The 25,064-nt window shown below is 40.1% G+C and carries 21 protein-coding genes; 8 read left to right on the top strand and 13 right to left on the bottom strand.

All coding sequences use genetic code 11. From position 1 onward, the window contains the following. The first annotated feature begins 85 nt into the window (after window positions 1-85). Entirely contained in the window at window positions 86-1,240 is a 1,155-nt protein-coding gene (gene chrA, locus H5088_RS14375; protein ID WP_182753450.1) for a chromate efflux transporter, read from the top strand. On the opposite strand, the gene H5088_RS14370 is transcribed toward chrA, so the two are convergent. Genes H5088_RS14370 through speA form a run of 4 tightly spaced genes read right to left on the bottom strand, consistent with a single transcriptional unit; the run spans window position 1,197 to window position 6,218 of the window. Continuing rightward, the gene (locus H5088_RS14370; RefSeq protein ID WP_002959539.1) at window positions 1,197-2,456 is read right to left on the bottom strand and encodes a mechanosensitive ion channel family protein; all 1,260 of its coding nucleotides are present in this window, start codon (window positions 2,454-2,456) and stop codon (window positions 1,197-1,199) included. The genes chrA and H5088_RS14370 overlap by 44 nt on opposite strands. Then, entirely contained in the window at window positions 2,453-3,373 is a 921-nt protein-coding gene (locus H5088_RS14365; RefSeq protein ID WP_002959541.1) for an acetyltransferase, read from the bottom strand. Before H5088_RS14365 ends, H5088_RS14370 begins: the two co-directional genes overlap by 4 nt. A gap of 25 nt (window positions 3,374-3,398) precedes the next feature. Continuing rightward, a complete protein-coding gene (locus H5088_RS14360) occupies window positions 3,399-4,277 on the bottom strand; it encodes an acyltransferase (protein WP_182682750.1) in 879 nt (292 codons plus the stop codon). A 60-nt stretch (window positions 4,278-4,337) separates the two neighbouring features. Continuing rightward, window positions 4,338-6,218, bottom strand: a complete 1,881-nt coding sequence (gene speA, locus H5088_RS14355) for a biosynthetic arginine decarboxylase (protein WP_002959544.1) — start codon at window positions 6,216-6,218, stop codon at window positions 4,338-4,340. A gap of 199 nt (window positions 6,219-6,417) precedes the next feature. On the opposite strand from speA, the gene speE reads away from it, so the two are divergent. Next, on the top strand, window positions 6,418-7,281 hold the full coding sequence (gene speE, locus H5088_RS14350; protein ID WP_182753418.1) for a polyamine aminopropyltransferase: 864 nt from the start codon (window positions 6,418-6,420) through the stop codon (window positions 7,279-7,281). 180 nt (window positions 7,282-7,461) lie between these two features. Here the strand turns inward: speE and H5088_RS14345 are convergent, their stop codons facing one another. The 3 genes from H5088_RS14345 to H5088_RS14335 form a co-directional block, all read right to left on the bottom strand. Next, the gene (locus tag H5088_RS14345; protein WP_182695861.1) at window positions 7,462-9,063 is read right to left on the bottom strand and encodes a methyl-accepting chemotaxis protein; all 1,602 of its coding nucleotides are present in this window, start codon (window positions 9,061-9,063) and stop codon (window positions 7,462-7,464) included. A 65-nt stretch (window positions 9,064-9,128) separates the two neighbouring features. Then, the gene (locus H5088_RS14340) at window positions 9,129-10,361 is read right to left on the bottom strand and encodes a hypothetical protein (protein ID WP_182753416.1); all 1,233 of its coding nucleotides are present in this window, start codon (window positions 10,359-10,361) and stop codon (window positions 9,129-9,131) included. Then, entirely contained in the window at window positions 10,351-10,974 is a 624-nt protein-coding gene (locus H5088_RS14335; RefSeq protein ID WP_182753414.1) for a methylamine utilization protein, read from the bottom strand. The genes H5088_RS14340 and H5088_RS14335 overlap by 11 nt, the downstream gene beginning before the upstream one ends. A 158-nt stretch (window positions 10,975-11,132) precedes the next feature. Between H5088_RS14335 and H5088_RS14330 the strand changes: the two genes are divergently transcribed. Continuing rightward, window positions 11,133-13,175: a glycoside hydrolase family 97 protein gene (locus H5088_RS14330; RefSeq protein WP_182753412.1), complete on the top strand. Its 2,043-nt coding sequence runs from the start codon at window positions 11,133-11,135 to the stop codon at window positions 13,173-13,175. Between the two features lie 19 nt (window positions 13,176-13,194). On the opposite strand, the gene envZ is transcribed toward H5088_RS14330, so the two are convergent. Together envZ and ompR are read right to left on the bottom strand one after the other, a co-directional pair. Then, window positions 13,195-14,511: a two-component system sensor histidine kinase EnvZ gene (gene envZ, locus H5088_RS14325; RefSeq protein WP_149603333.1), complete on the bottom strand. Its 1,317-nt coding sequence runs from the start codon at window positions 14,509-14,511 to the stop codon at window positions 13,195-13,197. A gap of 5 nt (window positions 14,512-14,516) precedes the next feature. After that, the gene (gene ompR / locus H5088_RS14320) at window positions 14,517-15,236 is read right to left on the bottom strand and encodes a two-component system response regulator OmpR (protein ID WP_182694450.1); all 720 of its coding nucleotides are present in this window, start codon (window positions 15,234-15,236) and stop codon (window positions 14,517-14,519) included. A gap of 195 nt (window positions 15,237-15,431) precedes the next feature. Between ompR and greB the strand changes: the two genes are divergently transcribed. The 4 genes from greB (at window position 15,432) to H5088_RS14300 (ending at window position 19,467) form a co-directional block, all read left to right on the top strand. Then, window positions 15,432-15,911 (top strand): transcription elongation factor GreB, encoded by a 480-nt coding sequence (gene greB, locus H5088_RS14315; RefSeq protein ID WP_002959554.1) that lies wholly within the window; start codon window positions 15,432-15,434, stop codon window positions 15,909-15,911. A gap of 116 nt (window positions 15,912-16,027) precedes the next feature. Beyond that, window positions 16,028-16,339, top strand: coding sequence for a hypothetical protein (locus H5088_RS14310; RefSeq protein WP_138489777.1), 312 nt, complete (start codon window positions 16,028-16,030; stop codon window positions 16,337-16,339). A gap of 50 nt (window positions 16,340-16,389) precedes the next feature. Beyond that, entirely contained in the window at window positions 16,390-16,971 is a 582-nt protein-coding gene (locus H5088_RS14305) for a CBS domain-containing protein (protein WP_182694446.1), read from the top strand. A gap of 168 nt (window positions 16,972-17,139) precedes the next feature. After that, window positions 17,140-19,467: a Tex family protein gene (locus H5088_RS14300; protein WP_182753410.1), complete on the top strand. Its 2,328-nt coding sequence runs from the start codon at window positions 17,140-17,142 to the stop codon at window positions 19,465-19,467. 67 nt (window positions 19,468-19,534) lie between these two features. Here H5088_RS14300 and H5088_RS14295 read toward each other — a convergent pair whose 3' ends face one another. From H5088_RS14295 to bioH, 3 genes are all read right to left on the bottom strand, one after another. Beyond that, window positions 19,535-20,389: a putative metalloprotease CJM1_0395 family protein gene (locus H5088_RS14295; RefSeq protein ID WP_182753408.1), complete on the bottom strand. Its 855-nt coding sequence runs from the start codon at window positions 20,387-20,389 to the stop codon at window positions 19,535-19,537. Between the two features lie 4 nt (window positions 20,390-20,393). Then, complete coding sequence (locus H5088_RS14290; protein WP_002959563.1) at window positions 20,394-20,702, bottom strand: hypothetical protein; 309 nt, start codon at window positions 20,700-20,702, stop codon at window positions 20,394-20,396. Window positions 20,703-20,792: 90 nt separating this feature from the next. Next, entirely contained in the window at window positions 20,793-21,530 is a 738-nt protein-coding gene (gene bioH, locus H5088_RS14285) for a pimeloyl-ACP methyl ester esterase BioH (protein ID WP_182753406.1), read from the bottom strand. A gap of 74 nt (window positions 21,531-21,604) precedes the next feature. On the opposite strand from bioH, the gene H5088_RS14280 reads away from it, so the two are divergent. Next, complete coding sequence (locus tag H5088_RS14280) at window positions 21,605-22,282, top strand: ComF family protein (RefSeq protein WP_182694083.1); 678 nt, start codon at window positions 21,605-21,607, stop codon at window positions 22,280-22,282. A gap of 223 nt (window positions 22,283-22,505) precedes the next feature. Here the strand turns inward: H5088_RS14280 and H5088_RS14275 are convergent, their stop codons facing one another. Then, window positions 22,506-25,061 (bottom strand): M14 family zinc carboxypeptidase, encoded by a 2,556-nt coding sequence (locus tag H5088_RS14275; RefSeq protein ID WP_182753404.1) that lies wholly within the window; start codon window positions 25,059-25,061, stop codon window positions 22,506-22,508. Between the last annotated feature and the right edge of the window lie 3 nt (window positions 25,062-25,064).

Here is a 25,064-nt window from a genome sequence, read left to right as displayed (position 1 = left end):
AGACCTCAAACTAATGTGCCGTTTTAATAAAAATGTCATACTACACTGTGACAATTTAATGAATTTTACAAAGGATATTGGCGCAATGTTAATTGCTATTTTTAGACAATTTTTTTTACTAGGGTGCATGAGTTTTGGTGGCCCCGCTGCGCATTTAGGCTATTTTAAGCGCCACTTTGTAGACTCGTTAAATTGGCTAACTAACACGCGTTACGCACAACTTATTAGTTTAAGCCAAGCATTACCAGGGCCAGGCTCTAGCCAAGTTAGTTTTGCTATTGGTGTTGAGCGTGCAGGAGTACTGGGTGGTATAGCTGCTTTTGTAGGCTTCACCTTGCCTTCGTTTTTAATAATGGTGCTGCTTGCGGTTAGTGCCCATCAGTTTGACGCTGTTTACTTTGCAATTATTGCAGGCTTAAAGTTATTTGCCGTTGTTATAGTCGCTGATGCAACACTTAGTATGGCTAAAAGCTTTTGTACAAGTGCTGCGCTTAAGTTACTTGCGATAATGAGTACACTTACCTTGGTGTTATTTCCAATGATGGGAACTCAAATAGCGATTTTAATCACTGCTGCAACAGTAGGTGCTATATGGCCTTTATTAGAACTTGGCACAGTAGCAGACAATGTTAGCAGTAAAAACAGTAATATTAATTGGATTGCACTGGGGTTATTTGCGCTCTTACTTGGGGTTAGCTTTATTCCACTAGGGCATGAGTTTGCTTTGTTTACCCCTTTTTACCAAGCGGGTGCAATGGTGTTTGGCGGCGGACACGTAGTACTGCCGGTACTTCAAGCTGGCGTACCAGCATTGAGTGATGATCAGTTTTTAAGTGCTTACGCGAGTGCACAGGCAGTGCCAGGGCCAATGTTTACTATTGCTACTTACTTAGGCGCACAACTTACTACTGAGCAACCTTTAGTGGGTGCCCTTATAGCTACACTGCTTATATTTATGCCTGGTTTTTTACTTATACTCGCATTCCAAAAGAGCTGGATTAATTTGGCAAGTAAGCCACGTTTTGCAAGTTCAATAGCGGCGCTTAATGCAGCGGTAGTCGGTTTTTTAGCGGCCGCATTGTATTCACCAATTTGGACATCGGCTGTGCATAACCTTTGGCAGGTTGCGTTAGTAATAATTACATTTGCATGGCTGCGATTTAAAAAGCCACCTATTTGGTGGCTCTTAGCTTTATTTATTGCTGTGGGTCTTTTGCAGCACTATTTGCCATCACTCTAAATGTTGGCTTATCTGTTTGTTGCTCGTTAGGAGGGCTTAATTGCCCACTAACACTTTGATATGCCCTAAGCCCAAACACTGGCAATACTGCAAGTAAATGGTCCATTATTTCGGCTTGTAGATGCTCGTACGAAATCCAGCGTTTGTCTTCACTAAAGCAATAAAACTCAATCGGTAACCCGTGGTTCATTGGTTGTAGTTCTCGTACCATTAACGTAAGCGACGTATTAATTTTACTGTGCTGCTTTAAATAGCCCTCAGCATAACGACGAAACAGCCCTAAATTAGAAACTTGAGCGGGTAATGTCGTCACTCGGATATAGTCATGAAGCGGAATAGCCGCATCTATTTGCTTTCTAAATTCATCACTTACTAAACAAATACTGTGCATATCTATATTAAGTGAACGTTTAATACGTCTACCGCCCGACTCTTGCATACCACGCCAGTTTTTAAACGAACCCGCAACTAGCATATAAGTTGGAATAGTTGTAATGGTGTTATCCCAGTTACGTACCTTTACAGTGTTTAAACCCAAATCAATTACTTCACCATCGGCGCCGTAGTTTTCTACTTGAATCCAATCACCATAGGTTACTAGGCGATTTGCTGCGATTTGAATACTAGCTACAAAGCCTAAAATAGTGTCTTTAAATACTAATAACGTAACAGCAGCAATAGCACCAAAGCCAGAGAGAATATAAGTGGGTGACTTCTCAAGGAAAATACTTACAATTAAAATAGCACACACAATAAAGGTGATTAGCTTAACAACCTGAATTAAGCCCTGAATAGGGACTTCGCGTGCAAACTCCAATTGGTTATAAATAGAACCCGCAATGCTTACAATACTGCTAAAAATAAAACCTACATGAATAATTAGTATGGCTTGGCCAACCGTTTTCAAAATTTCAGCGGTCAGCTCATTAACCGGATAAACACTGTCAAAGGTCGCCAAAAATAATACGCAGCAAAGCATACCTGCAATACGTCTATTAAGCTTATTAAGCATAGGCGACAACGAACCAATACGTTGAGGCGAAAGCTTAGTTACCACTTTTTGAATGCCTGGTAACATTAACCTACGAGTAAATAAGTAAACAATTAATAAAGAAAAAATCCCTATTGAAACTGCGGTAATAGAACTAAGAAAATCCGCATCGGGTACTTTTTCAAACCAAGGAGCGATTAACTCCTGTAGGTGGGTGTTGGTCATAGTGTTTCAATTTCCTTACTGATTTGTGGTTCAGGTAAATCTTGTTGAGCATAAATATCGGCAAGCTGCTGATCTTTCGCAACCCATAGCTCATTCACATAATGTTGAAAATTAGCTTTAAATACGTCATCGGTTTGATAGCTGCCCTGCATATTGTCATTAATGGGCGTTACGTCTATTGAAACATAAATAGAATCTAGCTCGCCTTTGAGTAAGTTCCGACAAACGTGATCTGTTTTACCGCTATACACTAAACTTGTATTTAGCATGGCATCAAATTGGTTGGCTAGCACTTCAAGCGCAAAAGCAATGCCACCCGCTTTGGGTTTTAATAAGTGCTTAAAAGGACTTTGCTGCAGATTATGCTTAGCTGGCGTAAAGCGTGTGCCTTCAACAAAATTAACGATGGTAGTAGGATAGTGACGAAAATTGCGACAGCTGTGCTTTGTGCGCTCTACATCCAACCCTTTCAATTTTGGGTTTTTAGCAAGCTGTGCTTTGCTTACCCGTTTCATAAACGGCATACCCATAGCCCACGCACCAGTGCCAATAAAAGGCACGTATTTTAATTCATCTTTTAAAAAAAACTTAGGGGCTGGTAATGCATGTAATGAGCTAAGCACGGTTATATCTAACCAACTCGTGTGATTACATATAAGTAAATACCAACTTTTTGAATTTAAATCGCCACTTATATCAACCACAATATTAGGACAACCTAGCCACAAGCCAAACCGATTGCCATTACACCACCCTCGATAAGCGCTGTGCAATAAAGAGTTAACAACAGACAAAGGCAGTAATAACTTAATAAGCCCTAGTACAAATACTAGTGAGCCAAAAAGCATTACATTAGAAAACAATACGCAGCCCACAATTAAGCCGTTAAGCCAATTTGGTAACCACTTTTTTAGCATAACTGTAAGCTCATATTTTTGCCTTTTATTTGGGGTGTTTTTCGAGCGATTGTAATGTTTGCTCTTTATTTTCCCATAAACGATTTAGCTCGCTTTGAAAGCGTACTCTAAATTCAGAATCGCCGGTGTAGTCACCAATAAGCTCTTCGCTTACAGGCCTTACATCCACGTGTACGTTGATATTTTTTACCTTACCACCTGCAAAATCCATGAATGTAGGAATCCCATCAGGGTAATGAATTGTAACGTTAACCACTTTAGTAATTTGCTCGCCCATCGCTTGCATTACAAAAGCAATACCGCCCGCTTTTGGTTTTAATAAATGTGGAAACGGGCTATTTTGGCGCGCGTGCTTTTGTGTAGTAAAACGAGTGCCTTCTACAAAGTTAACCACACTTACTGGCATCTCTTTAAATTTTTCGCAGGCTTTACGCGTGGTTTCTAAGTCTTTGCCACGCAGCTTTGGGTTCTTTTTTAATTGGCTTTTACTCGTGCGAGTCATAAACGGAAAATCAAGCGCCCACCAACACAAACCTAGAATAGGCACGTAAATAAGCTCTTTTTTCAAAAAGAAGTTTAAAAATGGAATTTTACGGTTAAACACGCGCTGCAATACTAAAATATCGACCCAGCTTTGGTGATTTGCAATTACTAGGTACCAATCCTTTAACTTAAGGTCTTCAAGGCCAGTTACATTAAGTTTAGTTGGCGTAAATAACTTTTGATTTAAGCTATTAAAGGTCACCCAAATAGTTGCAAATTGCTTTGCAGCCCAGCTCATAATCTTTTGTAGAGGCTTAATAGGTATAAGCTTTATAAGCCCACAAATAAAAATAGGCACAAACCAAAAAAGTGTGTTTATTGTGTAAAAAATAATACTAAATACACCGCGAATAACTGACATTACTTCCATTCCTTTAAACATTGCGCAGCCACTAATACTGCGCTTTCAGTTGCTTACAAATTAATCTTCAAAATAGGTATAGCCTTCAAGGCCTGCATTAAGCTCAGCTAAGTAACCTTCTTTACACTGCGCTGATACATCAAGCTTATTAACTTGGTACGCAAAGTTGTCAGCTAAAATGGCGCTATCATAGTCAACAAACTTTAATACATCCTTAACGCTATCACCTTTTATAGCATTGGTTAACACATAACCTTCATCGTTAAGCTCTACATGCACAGAATCAGTGTCACCAAATAGGTTATGTAAATCGCCTAAAATTTCTTGATATGCACCCACCATAAACATCGCAATATGGTATTGCTCGCCGTGTTTATATTCTGGTATTGGTAGGCTGGTTTCGATACCAGCGCCTTCAACGTATTCACGGATTTGCCCGTCAGAGTCACAGGTAATATCTTGAATAATCGCGCGCTGAGTCAATGGTTGAGTTAAGTTTTCGATTGGCATAACCGGAAACAACTGCTGAATACCCCATACATCAGGCAATGACTGAAATAATGAAAAGTTAACAAAGAGTTTATCGGCAAGCTTTTCGTTTAAATCGTCGAGGACTTCACGGTGCGCGCGCGCATTATTACTAAGCGATGCACGTACACGATGTAAAATAGTAAAGTAAAGCTGCTCTATTTTCGCCCACTCTAGCATGCTTACTAAGCCATGCACGTACTGATCGTGCGCTTCGCTAAATAAGTGCATAGCGTCGTGATAAATCTCAAGTGCCATACGCGGGTTTAAACGCTGTAAACACTGCCACATTTCATCAAGCACTAACGCGCTATTTTCAAGCGGTGGCTCTGGATTTAAATGATTGGGCGCTTTTTCTACGTCAATTACATCGGTAATTAATACCGCATGGTGAGCGGTTAAAGCGCGCCCCGATTCGGTGATAATGGCCGGATGCGTAAGGTTATGCTGATCGCACACTTCTGCAAATGCATTCACTACGTTACGCGCATACTCTTCTACGGTGTAATTCATTGAACACGCGCTGCGCGAGCCTGAGCCCTCGTAATCAACGCCTAATCCGCCTCCTACATCAACGGTATTTAACGGTACGTTTAATTGTGTAAGCTCAGCAAAGTGGCGTGCACATTCACGCAAAGCACGGTGAATATCACGAATGTTGGCAATTTGAGAACCAATATGAAAATGCACCATTTGCATTAAGTGCAGCTTATTATGCTTTTTCAGCACTTCAACAGCACTTAGTACTTGGCCTGCCGTTAAACCAAACTTGCCTTTTTCGCCGCCCGTGTTTTGCCACTTGCCTTTGCCTACTGAATTTAGGCGAATACGAATACCAATAGCAGGTTCAATGCCTAGGTTGTCTATTTCTTCAAGTAGTGTGGTTAGTTCTGAAAGTTTCTCTACCACAATTTTTACGCTGTGGCCCATTGCTTGACCAATACATGCTAAGCGTAAAAACTCACTGTCTTTATAGCCGTTACACACAATTGTAATTGGCTCTTTTGCTACGCCCAAAATAGCCATAAGTTCTGGCTTTGAGCCTGCTTCTAGGCCAACAAGCCCGCTTGGATGCGCTAATAGCTTACTTACTACAGAACGTTGCTGATTTACTTTTATTGGGTAAACACAGGTGTATTTTCCGTTATATTCACGATTTGCTCGCGCTTGCGTAAACGCGTTAGTAAGTGTGTCTACACGATTTTTTAAAATATCAGTAAAGCGTACTAAAACCGGCAACGTTAAACCTTGTTGCTTAAACTGCTCAGTTAATTGCGTTAAAGAAATGGCCGGTTTTGTTTGGTCGCCATCTGGGTAAGCCACCAGTTCGCCTTGTGCGTTAATATCAAAATAACCATCACTCCAATGAGCAACGTTATAAGTGGCGCGTGCTGTTTCTAAACCCCAGGTCATGGCAACTCTTCTTTAGTCAATTAGGTATAAAGGCGCATTTTAATACGTCACTATCCACTAGGCTAACAAAAATTGAACTTTCACTCACTCCTAACTAACTTTATTCGTCAAATCAGTTAAAATGTCATTGAGCAAAACGCCAAGCACTGGCAGAATTGCCCCTTTTTCATACTCAACCTAAAAAAGTGTAATAGTAACTATGGCAAATTTAGAGCAAAGTAAGTGGTTTACTGAAATTAGCGACCGCGATGGCAGCGCATTTTCATTACGTATTAATAAAAAGTTAGATGAAAAACAGTCTCCTTTTCAAAAGGTAGAAATGTTTGAAACCACAGACTTTGGTAATTTAATGATCATCGACGGGTGTACTATGGTAACAACCCGCGAAAACTTCTTTTATCATGAGATGATCAGCCACCCTGCACTTTTAGCGCACCCAAACCCTAAAAACGTCGTTATTATTGGCGGCGGCGACTGCGGTACTTTACGCGAAGTATTAAAACACCCAGGCGTAGAAACTGTAACGCAAATAGATATAGACGAAGTAGTAACGCAAATGTCGTTAAAATACTTCCCAGAGCTTTGTGAATCTAACAACGACGCCCGTGCAACGGTTATGTTTGACGACGGTATTAAATACATGCGCGAAGCCGCTGGCGAATCTATCGACGTGGTTATTGTTGATGGCACCGATCCGGTGGGTCCAGGTGAAGGTTTATTTAATCATGCGTTTTACACAAGCTGTTTAGATGCACTGCGCCCAGGTGGTATTTTAGTGCAACAAAGCGAATCACCTCTTATGCATATGCCATTATTAGTTGAAATGCGCGAAGCAATGCTAAGCGTAGGCTTTAACGATTTACAAACACTGCCATTCCCGCAACCAATTTACCCAAGCGGTTTATGGTCGGTAACACTTGCACGTAAATCACAAGCATTTGACGGTTTTAGAGAAGACGGCGCAGCACAAATAGCTGAGCAAAGTGAATACTACAACAGCGGTATTCATCATGGTGCACTCGCTACACCTAACTACATGAAACGCGCTTTTGATAAAAAATAATACTAATTCACTTTAGGCTTTGTTGACTTCTCAAGGTTAAAATTGCATTAAAAAAGGGACTTTTAAAGTCCCTTTTTATATTTATAATGACTATTCAAACTGAACTCGAGCTAACAAACAACATAAGTACAGTTATATTTTAAAACCTTAAAGAGCTATCTAACCAAATAATCAGCTTATTTAAACTTTAAATCGATGTACTAAGTGATTTAGCTCATCAGTCAATTGTTCCATTTTTTTAGATACATCCTCAGTAGTTCGAGCAAGCGCCCCCCCTTCTAAAGTTTGATCGTTTAATGATGATAGGTTTTGACTTATTTCATCTGCAACCGTTGTCTGCTCTTCAGTCGCTTGCGCTGTTTGCATCGCCATATCATTTACTTTAGTAGACGAGCTTTGCATTGCATTAAGCACATCATTAGTTTGACTAAACGAACCAACCGCATCATCTGCAAATTGCTTACCTTCATCTATCGCTTTAATTGATTGTTCTACGCTCGTTGCAAATTGCTCTATCATTTTTTGAATATCGTTTGTGCTTACTTGCGTGCGTGTAGCCAATGTTCTTACTTCATCTGCTACCACAGCAAAACCTCTGCCATATTCACCAGCTCGCGCGGCTTCAATAGCAGCATTAAGCGCCAGCAGATTTGTTTGCTCTGCAATTGCACGAATAACCTCAAGTACTTTGGCAATGTTATCAGAACTTTGTTGTAGCTCTGTAGAGCGCGCCATAGCTTGCTCCATATTTTGCGACAAAGAAATAATACGAGAACTAGAGTGCGCAACCGCTGTTAGTCCTTGCTGAGCTAAATTTAACGATTTATCAGCTTCTGTTGATGATTGCTGAGCAACACCTGCAACTTCTCTACTTGCTACACTCATCTCATGCACTGCACTTACTATTGACTCAGAGGCTTGGCTGAGCGTTTGATTTACAGCATTGTTTTTATTTGCAACCTGACTTAACTCACCTCCTAATTCACTTAGTTCTTTTGATTGCTCTAAAATATCGCGAATTAATTGCTGTAAGTTGTCGAGAAAACGATTGAACTGCGTTGCAAGTTCAGAAAATTCATCTTTAGACGTTATAGCGATCCTGCCAGTTAAATCGCCATCACCAGAGGCTATATCGTTAATACGAGAAGTTACATAGTTAATTTGCTGTGTTAATTGCTTAGGAATAAGGTAACTAAACCAACACGCCACTAATAAAATTAATATGACAAAAATAAGCATAGTTAACTTAGTTGAAGCAATTGTGTCTGATAGTTTTTGAACTTCTTCAACCGATGTTTGCTCTGCTAATTCACCAGCTTGATCAAGCGTAGCTCTTAATTCGTCAAATGCTTTTTCTGATTGAGACTGTTTTTTTAGATTTGTTTTATCATTCATATAGGCCAGTGAAGCGTTTAACCAAGTATTATAAGCACCATCAAAACCGCGAAGCTCATTTATAGCTTTTGGATAGTCCGATAACAAAGCTAAGTACTGCTCTAACCTTTGCGTTACTTGCTCAGCATTTTCTTTATGCTCTTGCAAATAAGCTTCTTTATTGTCGTTATGTGCGACTAAATTTAACTCAGCAACCTTTGCTTGATACAAATCCCTGTCGGCACTCAAAGCAAGAGACACAGCCTTAATAAATTTATCCGATTGCACATCTAATGCATTTTTTTGTAAGTTAATTAAGTATGAATACCCAATAATTAACGACAAGATAGCAATACCTAAAATAACAATAGGAAAAGAGACTTTGACGCGGATACTATTCAAATTCATTACTTACTCCAAAAAAAACCATATTTAATACCTACCTTTTTGATAATAAATCTAGTTTATAAAACCTAAAATCGCCATTGAGCGTTTAGCATTATTTGCTGCTGCGAGATTCGTTCATTAAATCCAATTGGCTCTCTATTTTTTGCAACACTTTTAAGTGCAGAACCTTCAACCCCTATTTGTAGTTTATTAGTGAGCTGGTAGCGCCATGTTGCGGTTAAACCTTCCCCATTGCTTGCATTAGGATCAAACGCAGTAGTGTCGTTATCTGTCACTTTAAAGTAATCGTAGCGTACAGAAACTCGATGCTTGCCTTCTTTATGGCTTAACATTAAATAATGGCTGTAAAAGGCATTATCTATTAAAGCATTAGCGCCCATTTCGGTTTTACCATTGAGCACCTGTGCTATAAAGCGGGTTTTATTATTAAACTTATAAAGCCAAGCGGCGCTTGTAAAGCGAGTATCCCAAGCATACTGCCCTGTACTAATATTAAGTGTGGTTGGGTCACCGTTATTGTTGTAATAATAAATTCGAAATTGTGATTTTTTTAAGTAATCCCAGTGTACGCCAGCGTAATAGCCAAAACGTCCGTCTACTTCTTCAAACGGTAAAACCTGATTAGCTTGCCAGCGTAATTCATACGCATTTAATGCCGCTACAGGCGCAAATTTAACACTTTCGCTAAATGTAGTTTGCCTATCGTGTAATGCAAAACCACGCCAAGCAAGTAAAGTACCGGCAGGGTCATTGCCTTTAAATGTAGCACCTACAAAACTAAAGCTATGAGCGCTGTTAAAACGTTTTGCTGGGCGCTTAATAGTTATCTCTGCGCCAACAGTGCGTACTTCCTCGCCAATCCAGCTATTAATAGCTGAGTTTGTATAGTTATAAGGAGAAGTCCACCCTATATCAGGGTTTTCAAGCGACATAAGTGGATAAAAGCCCCCTACACGCACATGCCATTTATAGTTGCTGTTAGATAGCGGCTGATACTTTACATAAGCCTGTGTAAAACCAAGGCCAACGTCAGGATCTTGATTCGCATTTAACACCCCATGAGCCGACCAACTAGATGCTAAATCAACATTAAAATTTAAAATACCTTGGGATAAAATCAGTTCGTCGCTTTTAGTATCCTGCCGATATAGCCCAAGGCCGCCCTCTTGGAAGCTACGTATATCGTCACCCTGCACGGCTCTAATTTGTAACAAGCCTTTTACTTGTGCATACAATGCATTACTAAAACATAAAGCACCGGCTAAAAATATCAGCCTCGTTAAACGATTAATAGTCATCAAATTCATCCGTAGCAAAGTCAATTTGCTCCGCAATTTCCTGCTTTACTTTATAAGTGATCGGGTTAGTAGCCACAGTAATAGTTTGAGATTCAACCTTACTAATATCACTAAACCCAGAATGCCAAACACTTAACGTGTATTCGCCTACATTGGCATTTAAATCAACATGACCATTTTCATCAGTGATTGCAAAAATAGTACTATCGACCACCACAATATAACCTAACATCCAATCATGAATATTACAGCCAAGCTCAACAACCCCTGTTTGATCAAAAGTAATGGGCGCTTTTGAGTGCTCCTTATATAGCTTTAATTCAAATGTTTTAGCTTTAGAAAATGAATAAACATGATGCATGATTGAGTCCGCATTCGGAAACTCTACCTTTGCATTTTGTGGGACAACTAAAATACGCGGCTTAAATTCTCGATTTTGCTGGGTCATCACATAAGGTGCTTCTGGAGGAATAACGCTAGAGGAATCTCCTGCAGTTAGCCACACAACAGCATTAGGTAATGGGTCATTATTAGCATTTTTAATTGTAATATTTGCTGCAAAAACTCCAGTACTAACACTTAGTAAAAATACACAAAGTAAGCTTTTTATCATTTTCTTGTCGCTATTATCAATTTGTTTACATTATAGACCGATTAAACCACTAAATTCTTTCTATTTTTTAAAACATTGAATACGTATGTAGGCAGTCGTATTAATCATCAACAGTCATTATCCTTAAATGTCACCACCGACTCATCTAAGGACACACCATGAGAATCCCTGCACTTGTGCTTTTAGCCTTTGCTAGTAATAGCTACGGACAAACTGTAGAGCTAAAATCGCCAGACACACAAATAACAGTAAGCATCTCTGACGAAAACAACACGCCAAGCTACGCAATAAAATTTAAAAACAAAGCGGTTATAAACAAATCTTTACTGGGGTTTGAATTTAAAACACAAGCGGCCTTTAGCGACGGTTTTAAAATTAAAAGCATTGAACAACAAAGTGTTAATACACAGTGGCAACAACCTTGGGGCGAACGCCAAAACGTTGTTGACGAATATAACGAAGTAGCCGTTACCTTTACAAAAAACGAGCCAAATAAAGGTACCTACACTATTCGATTTAAAGCATTTGATAGTGGTGTAGGTTTTAGATACGAAGTGCCACAACAAACCGGCTTCGAACATACAGAAATAACCAAAGAGCTGACTGAGTTTGCAATAAACAATAGCCATGATGCAACAGCATGGTGGATACCTGCTCGTGGCTGGAACCGCTACGAATATGTTTACAACACTACTCCACTTAACGAAGCTCCACTAGCTCACACACCATTTACGTTTAAAACAAGTGACGGTACTCATATTAGTATTCATGAAGCCGCTCTTGTTGATTACGCGGGTATGGTGCTTAATCAGCGCCGTCCAGGCACATTTACAGCAGACTTAACCCCTTGGTCAGATGGTGTTGCCGTTAAAAAACAAGGTGCTTTTAAAACACCATGGCGCACCATTCAAATAGCCGACAGCGCTGTTGGCCTAGTTAATTCAGATATAATACTAAATTTAAACGAGCCTAATAAACTCGGTGACGTGTCGTGGGTTAAACCTGGCAAATACGTCGGTATTTGGTGGGGTATGCATATAAACACGCAAACTTGGGGTAGCGGTAAAAAACACGGCGCCACTACGCAAACCACAAAATACTATATGGATTTTGCAGCGCAGTATGGTTTTGATGGCGTACTCGTTGAAGGCTGGAATATTGGCTGGGATGGCGATTGGTACTTTAATGGCGATGTATTTAACTTTACCAAACCGTACGACGATTTTGATATAGCAGCGCTGACTCAATACGGCAAAGAAAAAGGCGTACAGCTCATTGGCCATCACGAAACATCAGGCAATGTAAGCAACTACCGAGACCAAATGGAAGATGCCTTTACACTTTACGAAAAATCAAACGTCAGCCAAGTAAAAACAGGTTATGTAGCCGATGGCGGAAATATAAAACGTATAGACAAAAACGGTATTGCGCGCCATGAATGGCATGACGGCCAATTTATGGTTAACGAATACCTTCATAACGTAAAGCTTGCGGCTAAACATAAAATTAGCATCAATACGCACGAGCCAATTAAAGATACAGGCCTGCGCCGTACTTACCCCAACTGGATCGCGCGCGAAGGTGCACGCGGGCAAGAATATAATGCATGGGGTTCGCCTCCTAACCCCCCAGAACACGTACCAATGCTTGCCTTTACCCGCATGCTCTCTGGCCCTATGGACTTTACGCCAGGTATTTTTGATATGAGCTTTAATGGTTTAGGAGGCGATACAAACCGCCCACAAACTACACTTGCCAAACAACTTGCACTTTATGTTGTGTTGTATAGCCCAATTCAAATGGCTGCCGACTTACCTAAAAACTATTTGGCTAAGCCCGACGCATTTCAATTTATTCAAGACGTACCAACAGATTGGCAGCAAAGTATTGCCCTTGATGGTGAAGTAGGCGACTTTATTGTATTTGCCCGTAAAGAACGTAAAAGCACTAAATACTCAGGAAACGATTGGTACCTAGGTGCTGTTACTGACGAGAAAGCTAGAACTATTGAGGTGAAACTCGACTTTTTAGAGCAAGGCAAAAAATTTGAAGCACAAATTTATAAAGATGGTAAAAACGCAGAGTGGAAAAACAATCCGTACGATATAGCTATCGAAAAACGTATTGTAACTGCAAACGATAAACTTACGCTTAAACTGGCCACCAGTGGCGGTACTGCTATTCGCTTTAAAGCACTTTAGTACAATAAAACCCCTGCATTTATTGTGCAGGGGTTGATACCTTGATTGGCAAATATACTTGTGCACTTAAACCGCCTTCTGGGCGGTTTTCTAGCTTTACTTTACCGTCGTGCATATCAACAATGCGTTTAATAATAGCAAGGCCTAAACCACTGCCTTCACTTCCGCGAGCTGCATCGCCTTGTTTAAAGGGCTCAAACACAGACTCTAGTTCGTTTTCAGGAATGCCGGGGCCATTATCGTTTACAGCGATAACTACATATTTTTTGTTTGAATTAAAGTAACTAAGTACTTCAATATCGCCCTCAGAATAACGCAGCGCATTACCAATCATGTTGGTAATTACACGTTTAATAGCCACAGAGCTTAAGGGTATATTGCCTATATTTGGATTACTTTTAAACGTAATAGTACGTTGATGCTGAAGCTCAGAATTAACAACCTCGGCAACTAAAGCATTTATATCTTCGCAACTTAGCTCTTCACGTTTATGGTGGCGTAAATACTCAATAAACTGATCGATAATCCCGTTCATATCTTCTATATCGTAAATAATACCTTCACGAAGATAGTCGTCTTCATCAACCATCATTTCGGTGGCTAAACGGATACGCGTAAGCGGCGTACGTAAATCATGCGATACACCAGCCATTAGTAAACGGCGGTCGTTTTCAAGTGCGGCAATTCCGCGCGACATTTGATTAAACGCGCGCGTTACTTCTATTACTTCTGTTGAGCCTTCTTCTTCTAATTTGGTAGAAAAATCGCCTTTACCTACTTTTACTGCAGCTTGTTGCAGTGCTTTTAATGGCCTATTAAGGTGCCTTGCAAACAACCACCCCCCCAGCACACTTAAAAAGCCAATACTTGATAAGTAAAAAGTTAAAAACTCTAAGTTATTCTCTTTAAAACCTTTAAGCGGTACTTTTACCCAATAACCTGGCGCTTGCGGTGCTTCAACCCAATAAATCAATGGATCAGTTTGGCTAATACGTACACGAGAATAACCACCAAGTTGCTCAGTCATGCTACGCGATAGCATAGAATATTCGCGGCTTTGCCCAAGTCCTTGACGCATTGCTTCGCGCTGCGTCATTACTTCAATGCCGGTAATTTCAAAAAACTTCGCAGATACTTCGTCGTTTATTTCAACGCCATCTTCCCAGTCAATAAATACCGTTTTAATTTGTTTAGCAAGCATCAAGTTAACTTGCTCAATAGTTGGTTTTACAACATAAAAACTAACCGTAACATAAGACACTATTTGATTTATTAGCAACAAAGCCGCCACTAAAAAAACAGTTTGCCCAAAAGCACTGCGCGGAAACATGCCCATAAATATTACTTTTCACCGTCGGGAACAAACACATACCCCAAACCCCAAACGGTTTGAATATATCGAGGATTAGCAGCATCTACTTCAATCATGCGGCGAAGTCGCGACACTTGCACATCAATACTTCGCTCAAGCGCACTGTAATCACGTCCACGCGCCAAGTTCATTAGCTTATCGCGGCTAAGTGGCTCACGCGGATGCAAAACAAGCGCTTTAAGCACTGCAAACTCACCACTGGTAAGCGATATTGTTTTATCCCCTTCACTCATTTCGCGCGTTGCTAAATTAAGGGTGAATTTACCAAAAGCGATTAAGTTTTCTTCAGCAGCAGGAGCACCTGGCACTTCTTTTGCGCGGCGGCGTAAAATTGCTTTTATGCGAGCAAGTAGCTCACGTGGATTAAATGGTTTTGGAATGTAATCGTCAGCGCCAAGTTCAAGACCAATAATACGGTCTACTTCGTCGCCCTTTGCAGTAAGCATAACAATAGGAATTTCATTTTCTTTTTGGCGTAGGCGTCGGCAAATAGATAAGCCATCCTCGCCTGGGAGCATTAAATCGAGAACCATTAAGTGAAAGTTTTCGCGCTCTAGGAGTCTATCCATTTGCTCCGAGTTTCCTGCGGTTCTAACAATAAAGCCTTGCTCTACTAAGTAACGTTCAAGCAAACTGCGTAAGCGCATATCGTCATCAACAACTAATACTTTTGTGGTCTCGTGTCCCATAATCTCTTTCTTATTTTTATATCCAATTACTAGTTAATATAAATGAAAAACTTAATAATCAAAAACTAATTACTTGCTTAGATTGTTACTGAACATTTCAAAACTTCCTTACTCGTACTTTATTACATTTTACGCTCGACAAATTTTGGCAAATTTAATAACGTGCACACCATTAGAGTTAATAAAGAATTGGCCATGAAAACAAATTTAGTTACCCGCGAAGGTTACTTGCAATTACAACAAGAACACGATCAACTATGGAACGTAAAACGCCCAGAAGTAACAAAAATAGTAAGCTGGGCAGCCAGCCTCGGAGATCGCTCTGAGAACGCAGACTATCAATATAACAAGCGATTGCTGCGCCAAATTGACCGCCGAGTACGCTACTTACGCAAACGCATACCAGATTTAAAAATTATTGACTACTCTCCGGTGCAAGATGGAAAAGTATTTTTTGGTGCATGGGTTGAAATTGAAAACGAAGAAGGTGAAGTTAAAAAGTTCAGAATTGTAGGTCCTGATGAAATTTACGACCGTAAAGATTACATATCAATAGACTCACCTATGGCGCGTGCGTTGATTAAAAAACAAGTAGATGACGAATTTGAAGTGACCACTCCTCAGGGAAAAAAGCAGTGGTATGTAAACAGTATCGATTACCAAAAAAAGAAATAAAAAGTTTTGATTCAGATCATGTTAACTTTTGATTGTGTAAATTAAAGCAATAAGCTATAACTGAATTATTCAAGTTGATTTGTTTAATTTGAAAGCAGTTAATTAAGGTCGTGATTATGTCAAACATGGTACAGCGCATATTTAGTAATGCCGTATTGTTTGCACTTTTAATGAGTGTAAGTTTGACGCTGCATGCCAGCAACACTGACGTAAACCTTGATAACGCTAAACTATCTAATCACTTTATTACTTGTGATATTCCTGACCAAGCAAACCTCGATTTTGACGTGGACTCTCACGTTAACACTATTACCTTTAGGTCGCCTCAACCACTTCCTAATGTCGTAGATTCTTTTTATAAGAGCACTAATCTAAACAGACCTTTTAGCACTGCATACCAACGCGGACCACCTAGCTATTTAATTTAATTCATTATTTTACAACTTAATTAAATTTTATAACTACTAAGGTGACTACTATGTCTAACTTTAAAGAATTACGTACCCAAAATATTTCTCATGGCGTTATTGCTAGCACATTTGCAGATGATCAACCATTAATCGATTTATCTTCTCCAGCGCTAAAAATGGTGAATAACTTTACTCAAAAAACACCTATTCGTGCAGAGCATGGAACAACGATTACAGAGGCACTTAAACAAGTAAGTGCACAACAATCTGACTTTGTTTTAGTAACAGACGAACACCAAAAATTAATTGGCCTAGTTTCTAGCGCCGATTTACAAAGCTCTAAAATTACTATTATTGCAGAGCGCTTAAATATGCAACGAAGCGAAGTAAGCTTACGTGACATTATGACACCAGTTAGCCGCCTTACAGGTGTAAGTATGCAAAGCTTAAGCTACGCATGCATTGGTGATGCGCTGCAAACGATGGAGCATCAGGGCACAATGTTTTTATTAGTTACAACAGCGAGTAACGAAATTTGTGGTTTAATTTCAGCTCGCCAAATAGCTAAAACATTACATATTCCTGTACATATCTCACCTATTGCTCACTCTTTCAGTGAGGTATTAGAAAACATTGAGCACCCTCACTAGGGCGCTCTTTTAGTTGAATTGATTTGCTCCCGACCCAACCATCTTAAAGCAAGTAAAATAGCTTGCTTTAAGAGCTTTTCATTACTACCTCCTGTGATATTATTCAAGCAATTAACAGCGCCAGTAACACGCTTCTGGTCTTATTTTATTGTATAAAAAGGTTTTTGCATGAGCGATATCTCTGCACGTTTAGCCGGTGAGTTAAACGCACAGCAGCAACAGGTTGTTGCTGCAACAAAGTTACTTGATGAAGGCGCAACTGTTCCTTTTATTGCCCGCTACAGAAAAGAAGTTACAGGCGGCCTAGACGACACCCAATTACGCCTTTTAGAGCAGCGTTTATCGTATTTACGTGAACTAGAAGAGCGCCGTAGTTTTATTTTATCGACAATCGAATCGCAAAATAAATTAACGCCAGAGCTAAGTGCCGATATAACCAATGCACAAAGTAAAACAGAACTTGAAGATTTATACCTACCATATAAAGCTAAGCGCCGCACTAAAGGCCAAATAGCAATTGAAGCTGGTTTAAAGCCTCTTGCAGATGCACTATTTAAAGATGCTAACCTTGACCCAGAGCAACAAGCGGAACAGTTTGTAAGTGCTGAAAAAGGTTTTGCAGATACAAAAGCGGTACTTGAAGGCGCTAAATTCATCTTAATGGAACGCTTTGCTGAAGACGCAAAATTACTTGCTAAATTTAGAAGCCACATTAGTCAAAATGGCGCAATTGAAAGTACTGTGATTAAAGGCCAAGAGCAAGCCGGTGCAAAATACCGTGATTACTTTGAGCATCAAGAACTTCTTAAAAAAGTACCTTCTCACCGTGCGCTTGCAATGCTTAGAGCTCGAAATGAAGGTGTACTTCAGTTAAATATAAACCCAGAGCCTAGTGCAGAAAATTCAGCACAATTATGTGCAAACATGATTGCTGAGCATTACCGTTTAGATATTAAATATAAAGCGGCAAGTCCTTGGTTATTAAACGTTGTTCAATGGGCGTGGAAAGTTAAGCTAGGGTTACACCTAGAGAATGAGTTTTTTGCAGCAATGCGCGAAAAAGCTGAAGCCGGTGCAATAGATGTATTTGCTAAAAACTTAAAAGATTTATTAATGGCTGCACCTGCAGGCCCTCGTACTACTTTAGGTCTTGATCCAGGCCTTCGTACTGGCTGTAAGATTGCCGTTGTTGATAGCACAGGTAAATTACTAGCTACACAAACTATTTTCCCTCATGCACCACAAAATCATTGGGATAAATCAGTGCGTACGTTAGAGCAACTTTGCCGTCAGCATAAAGTTGAGCTAATTGCGATTGGTAATGGTACTGCCTCACGCGAATCAGATAAGTTGGTTGCAGAGCTTATCAAAGCAAACAGCGAACTTAAACTTAGTAAAATTATGGTTAGCGAAGCAGGTGCATCGGTTTACTCAGCTTCTGAATTTGCAGCTAATGAATTTCCAGATTTAGATGTTTCTATACGAGGGGCTGTCTCTATTGCACGCCGCCTTCAAGATCCTCTTGCTGAACTTGTTAAAATTGAGCCAAAATCAATTGGTGTTGGCCAATACCAACATGATGTATCGCAAAGCCAATTAGGCCAGAGCCTTATTTCAGTAGTTGAAGACTGTGTAAACTCAGTAGGCGTAGATTTAAACATGGCCTCGGTACCCTTACTTACACGCGTATCTGGTTTAAACAAAACATTAGCGCAAAATATCGTTAATTATCGCGATGCTAACGGCACATTTACTAAACGTAGTGAGCTTAAAAAGGTTGAGCGTTTAGGGCCAAAAGCATTTGAACAAGCGGCTGGTTTTTTACGTATTAACAATGGTAGCGATCCACTAGATAACTCATCAGTTCACCCTGAAGCTTATCCTGTTGTTAAACGCATTTGTGAACGTAATAGCGTAGATGTCAGTAACCTAATTGGTAACAGCGACTTTTTAACTAAACTTGCTGCTAACGATTACACTGACGAAAAGTTTGGCTTACCAACCGTTACCGACATTATTACTGAGCTTGATAAACCTGGTCGAGATCCTAGACCTGAATTTAAAACAGCTGAGTTTAAAGCCGGTGTTGAAAAAATTAGTGACCTAAAACCAGGTATGATTTTAGAAGGCGTGGTTTCAAACGTTGCTAATTTTGGTGCGTTTGTTGATGTAGGTGTTCACCAAGATGGTTTAGTGCATATTTCAGCAATCACGAATAAATTTATATCAGATCCGCGTGAAGTTGTTAAAGCTGGTGATATTGTAAAGGTTAAAGTTGTTGAAGTAGACGCTGCACGTAAACGCATAAGCTTTACTATGCGCTTAGATGACGATATTGACACAAGTAATAAGTCAGCAGCTCCAGCTACGCAAAAGCCACAAGCACGTGCTAATAATTCGCAACCTCGCGCTGCAAAGCCTAAACGTGACAACGGTAATGCGTTAATGGGCAATGCATTTGCCGATGCGTTCGCTAATGCTAAAGTAAAAAAATAATACTTGTACAACTAACCACAAAAAAACCGCGTAAGCGGTTTTTTTGTGGTTATGTTTTGCTAAATTATTAACTTAACGCTGAAAAACTACTTTGGCTCGCTGGCGATGTAGCCATTTGATAAAAGTTAGCAATACGCCCCGCCCGTGCTTCAACATCGGCATCACGTGTTTGCTCGTCACTTTTAGCTGTTTTTGTATCGCTGCTTTCATCGCTAGAGAATGACGCTTCAAGTTTACTTTTTGCGTCTTCGTCGTCTTCTTTTTCAGGTTGTGCAAGCTCAGCTTGAGCCGCTGCTAGCTTTTGCGTAGCATCTGCAGCAATAGAGCGATCAGCTCCTGAAGGCTCTGCAGGCGCTAATGCGGCAGCGCGTACCGTTTGCATTTTGTCTATAGTCGCTTGCGGGTCACCCGGAATTTCTGATACATCTATTTGTACTTCTCCGCCAATTGCGTAGTTAGTACCATCTGGGCCACGTTGGTATTCATAGCTTGGCGAGCCAGCATATTGCCCGCCTACAGAAGCGTGTGCTTGTTCGTGTATTCGTACTTCAGTATCCCGTGCTTTTAGCTCTGTAATTTGTTGTTGTTCTTGTTCTAATTGCAGCTCTTCTTGCTCAGATTCTTTTTTCTCGATTGCTTCACTTTCTTGCTCAGTGCCCTCAGGATTTTCTGAGTTTCCATCGCGCTGCTGAACTGACTTTTCGTCTGCTATTTTTCCCGTTGCGTTATACGTCGCACCATCGCTACTGCCTGGCAATTTTGCTTTTTCAGCATCACTTTGCGCTTTGGTTTCTGTATTACTTGCGCTACTAGATGCGGGAGCCGGAATAACTTCGCGTAGTTGGTTGTCACGCCGTGCGGTTTCCGTATAAACATTTGCGGTGTTTATATTGATAGACGGAAATGGCGTGACAATATTCATAATACTAAACTTTAATATCGATTAACGTGCCAAGTACATCATCGGCCGTTTGAATTGATTGCGTGTTTGCCTTGGCATTAAATTCTTCAACTTTTAAGTTAACAAGCGCTTCATCAACACGAGCTGGTTGTGCTACTGGTGCAGTAATCGCCTCTTCAGGGCGTGCTGCCGTAAGCTGACGTTGCTGCGCTAATTGCGCGTCATCTTGTTGTTCTATACTGGCACGGTTAATCTCAGCACTGGCTTTTTCAATACCTTGGCTAGCTCGGTTAAACCCTTCTATACCACTATTAAATACTGATCCGATTGGCATATTAAAACCTCCACCAAATAAACATTGTTTAATTATCGCTCAGGTTCTGCTCAAAATAAAGCTTTAAACAGCGCTATTCTTAGCTCTATTTTAAAGCATTGATTTAACGACAGATAAAAACTCACTTTTATGAGAAATAAATGGTGCATGGGATGCTTTATCTAGTACTTCATATTCAAACTCAGTATTTAGTGCTGACATTTTGCTAATAGCTTTATAAGGTACTAAAGCATCAAGCCGGCCAAATACTCCTCTAATAGGGACTGGGCAATGAGTAAATAAGTCACGTAAATCGTCGTTTTGTAAAATATCTAAACCAGCACTCAGGGCATCGCTTTGGGGTGCGCTGTACTGATTTAGCAATTGTTTAAGCTGCTTTATATCATCACGCGCCGACTCGCTACCCATTGCTTGAATAGCTAAAAAGCGCTCTATTGTTTTTTCTCGATGATTAACTAACTGCTCTTTAAACTGCGCCAATACATTCGCTTTTATTCCAGGCCAATTATCTGCCTCTGCAAAAAAGGGAGTCGACGCTATTAAAATAACTTTAGATACCTTTTCAGGCCAATGTTTAGCAATATAAAGTGCAAATAATCCACCTAACGACCATCCCATTAAAATGCTCTTCGGCTTTAATTGCTTACTCAAAATTTCTGCTGCATCATGCAAAGTATAAGGGCTTGGGCACACATCGCTATTACCAAACCCAGGTAGGTCATGGCTACGTACATTTCCTGAATATAAAAACTCAAGTTCTGGCTGTACTAACTGCCATACGCCCTGATGCATTCCCCAACCATGTAATAACACTAACTCATTTTGCATATTTGCCTAACCTTTACCAAACTTAGGCTCATCATAACGTTTAGAAAGGCGATTGCAATGCAAGGAGCGAGTCTGTGAAACAAGCCGTTTTAAATTGGTTATTTCCCTCTTATTGCGTGCAGTGTCAAAACTCGATTGCGACCTCTTTAGGGCTATGTGATTATTGCCTTGAAGATTTACCATTGTTTGATTTTAGTAAGCATACGAGTTTATTGCATCGACCTGATATTATTGAGATGTTTCCTAATTGCGAGTTTGATAAATTATTTGCATGCGCTTTTTATCAGCCTCCCTTTGAGCATTGGCTTAAAAGGCTAAAATTTAATAATCAAATTCATTATAAAAAGGCATTGCAGCAAATTATACAAAAACAGTTAACGCAGTTTTTTGAGCAAAGCCCTAACTTGCCAGATACCTTTATTATTTTACCTCTTCATAAAAGCCGCTTTATTACTCGTGGATTTAATCAGGTAAGCCAAGTTTGGCAACCCTGTTTAGCTAATTACGCCCCACTAAGTAATGTTCTTATTCGCGATAAAAAAACACAAGCTCAGTCGGAGCTATCCAAAGCAAAGCGTATAAGAAACTTAAAAAATGCCTTTATTTGTACACAGGATATGGCCGGTAAAACAGTCGCTATTGTTGATGATGTGATGACGACAGGGGCAACATTAAACGCAGCTACTAGTGCACTAAAACAAGCAGGCGCTAAACAAGTGTGGGCTTTTACAACTTGCTTAACGCCTATTTAATTATTAAAAAGTATTAAACCAATCCGCAATAATACTTAATCATTTTGCGGGGCTAAACGTGTCGCTACCTGTGTTAAAAAATTCTCATTTACGACTGCATGGATGCAGAAGGTAGAGCAATCCAGGAGCAATTGCCGAGAACAACTAATTAGCGAATTTTTTGCCTAGCTATCAACACGTTTTTCCATCCTCAAAATAGATTACTTAATTAAGCTAATTGGTATTATTCGCCATTTGCACGAAACGTATGACCAAAAAATAACGCATTGCTTAGTAGTCGACTAGTCCCATACCAGTAACCCCTAAATACAGGATCGTCGGTCATGCCTATTACTGTACCTCGTCCATATGAGTGCGCAATTAAGCCAGCACCACCAGCAACTTGCTCAACATTAACAGCATCGGTAAAACCCACTAACAATGGCTTTTTAGTATAGGTAAGTACATTTACAAACGGTGCATCGGAAGCTTCTAGCAACCAAGTACTGTTTTTGAATACGGGCAATGTATTGCGTTTAAGTGAAAATGTAAGTGGGTGAGTTAAATCTACATTAGTATTAAAAATAGCTCCTGCAATGCGTTGACGTCCTGCTAAATGGTCCTTATCGCCATAACTTAAACCTGTCGTTTTAAATGCACTCGCTACATCTTGTCTTGATAGATAGCTTGCTTTGAGTAATTGCTGATCAGCTAAAAATTTAGCGCCGCCTTTGTGACCCCAAATAACGCCGCCTTTTCTTACCCAGCTTTTTATAGCCACTTTGTCGGTATCAGATAAGCTGTTGTAGTTACCATGAGCAAGTACTATATGGCTGTAATTACTGAGTTCAATAGAGTTTAAACGCTCCATTTCAACAATTGTTGGCGCAACACCTACAAAGCGATCGAGGTAATACCATACTTCCCCAGCTTCGTACTGGCTTACGCCTTTACCACCTACCAATAATACTTTTGGCTCGCTAACAACCGCCATTGTACGAGACCCTAAATCGGCTCCTTTGCTTGTAAGACCTGAGTTAATAGGCTTGATTGCAATTCCAAACTCGTTTTGTGCTTTATTTAATATTCCAACCCAATCATTATTCGTTTGTAAGCCTGCTGGCACAATAATACTACCAGCATCAAAGCTTACTTCACTTGAGTTTGATTTGGCTGTTAATGGGCTTAGCGCTACACGCGCTTTAATACCTTGCTTTAAAAGGCTGTTTAGCATTTTAGGTGCTAGGTAATCATCCCACGAAAAGCCAAACGCATAGCCTTGCTCAAGTGAAGCAAAAGAAGGTTTGACCGCTTTTTGCCACGGTGTACTTGCAACCTCTAAACCCCAACTGCTTTTTACTTTTGCAAAAGGTAAGTTAAACGCATGCGCTAAAGTCCAGCCAGATACGTCATAAAAGGTGTTATCAGCAAAGTTTTTTTGCTCGCTAAAAATAGCTTTTATTAGGCGGTACTGTGGCTGGGCTAAGGGCACAAAGTAACTATTGGTTGTATAGTTGTTGCCATTTGCCTTGAGTGATTTAGTAATCGAAAAAGCATCTATTTGATGCTGTTTCAACAACCCTAAAAAATCTTTAATACGAGTGTTGTCATCCGCACCCTCAATTACATAACCTTCAAAGCTTTCATCACTGGCTAAATCAGTAGCTTGATTATAAAACTTAGCTTGGTAATCAAGTAATGCTTGGCGGTTATCAACAGCGGCTTTAAAGGTAGATAAACTCGTTAATAGTTGATTTTTAATAGTAAAGGGAAAGCTCAAAGGTCCATTTATAGTGTCTTGGATATGCCCGCGAGAACTTGCTTGCTCAAATAAAATACCTACACCACCATTTACGTCGGGATAAGTTGAGCCTTTACCGTAATAGAAGTCGTCAAAGCTTTCTTCGGTAAAGTACAGTGCGTTATTTTCATCTAACGTTTTTGCGTGATAGTTAGCAATCGCTTTAGTTAACGTTACATTTTCATCCGGTGTTATTGGGTGTATACGACTAGGGATACCTGGCTGAAAAAAGTAACTGCTGTTTGGTCCCATTTCATGAAAATCTGTTAAGACATTTGGTTTCCACTGATGAAATTTAGCAATACGCGCGCGCGATTCAGGATGTTGTAGCAATAACCAGTCACGATTTAAATCAAACCAGTAATGATTGGTACGACTACTTGGCCAGTTTTCAACATGTTCACGGGTTTTAGGGTCACTTGATAAGTTCATGCCTCGGTTACTGTTTGCCCAGTTAGCAAAACGAGCAAGTCCGTCAGGATTAAGCGAAGGGTCGAGTAAAATAACCGTGTTGTCTAATAACTCATCTATTTCAGCACCTTGTGCAGCAGCTAAGTAATATGCCACCAGCAAAGATGAGTTACTACCTGATGACTCATTACCATGCACACTATACCCCATCCATACAACGGCAGGCTGCTTTGTAGAATTAGCATCTGATCCATCGTTACTTAAGCGTGCTAAGTGAGCTTGGCGTGTCTGCTCTATGCTTGATAACTTATCAGCTGCTGTAATTGTTAGCATGACAAGGGGGCGTTGTTCATGTGTGCGGCCAATCACTTCAAAATTTATACGGTCGCTTTTATCAGCAAGTATTTCCATATAACGTACGAGCTGATCGTGTCTCACGTGCCACTCTCCTACTTCGTAACCGAGTACTTGCTCAGGAGTAGGAATTGAAGGGTCAAATTTTACATCTTGTTCAAAATAATACGAAAGTGGCTTAGCTACACTTGAAAAGCTAAGCAACACCACCATTAATGTTAATACCAAACGCATATA

The organism is Pseudoalteromonas sp. SR43-3, from assembly GCF_014163875.1.
In the GTDB taxonomy this organism is placed as follows: Bacteria; Pseudomonadota; Gammaproteobacteria; order Enterobacterales; family Alteromonadaceae; genus Pseudoalteromonas; species Pseudoalteromonas distincta.
The sequence above is the reverse complement of the archived record's forward strand: the minus strand, read 5'-3'. Positions and strand labels throughout refer to the sequence as shown.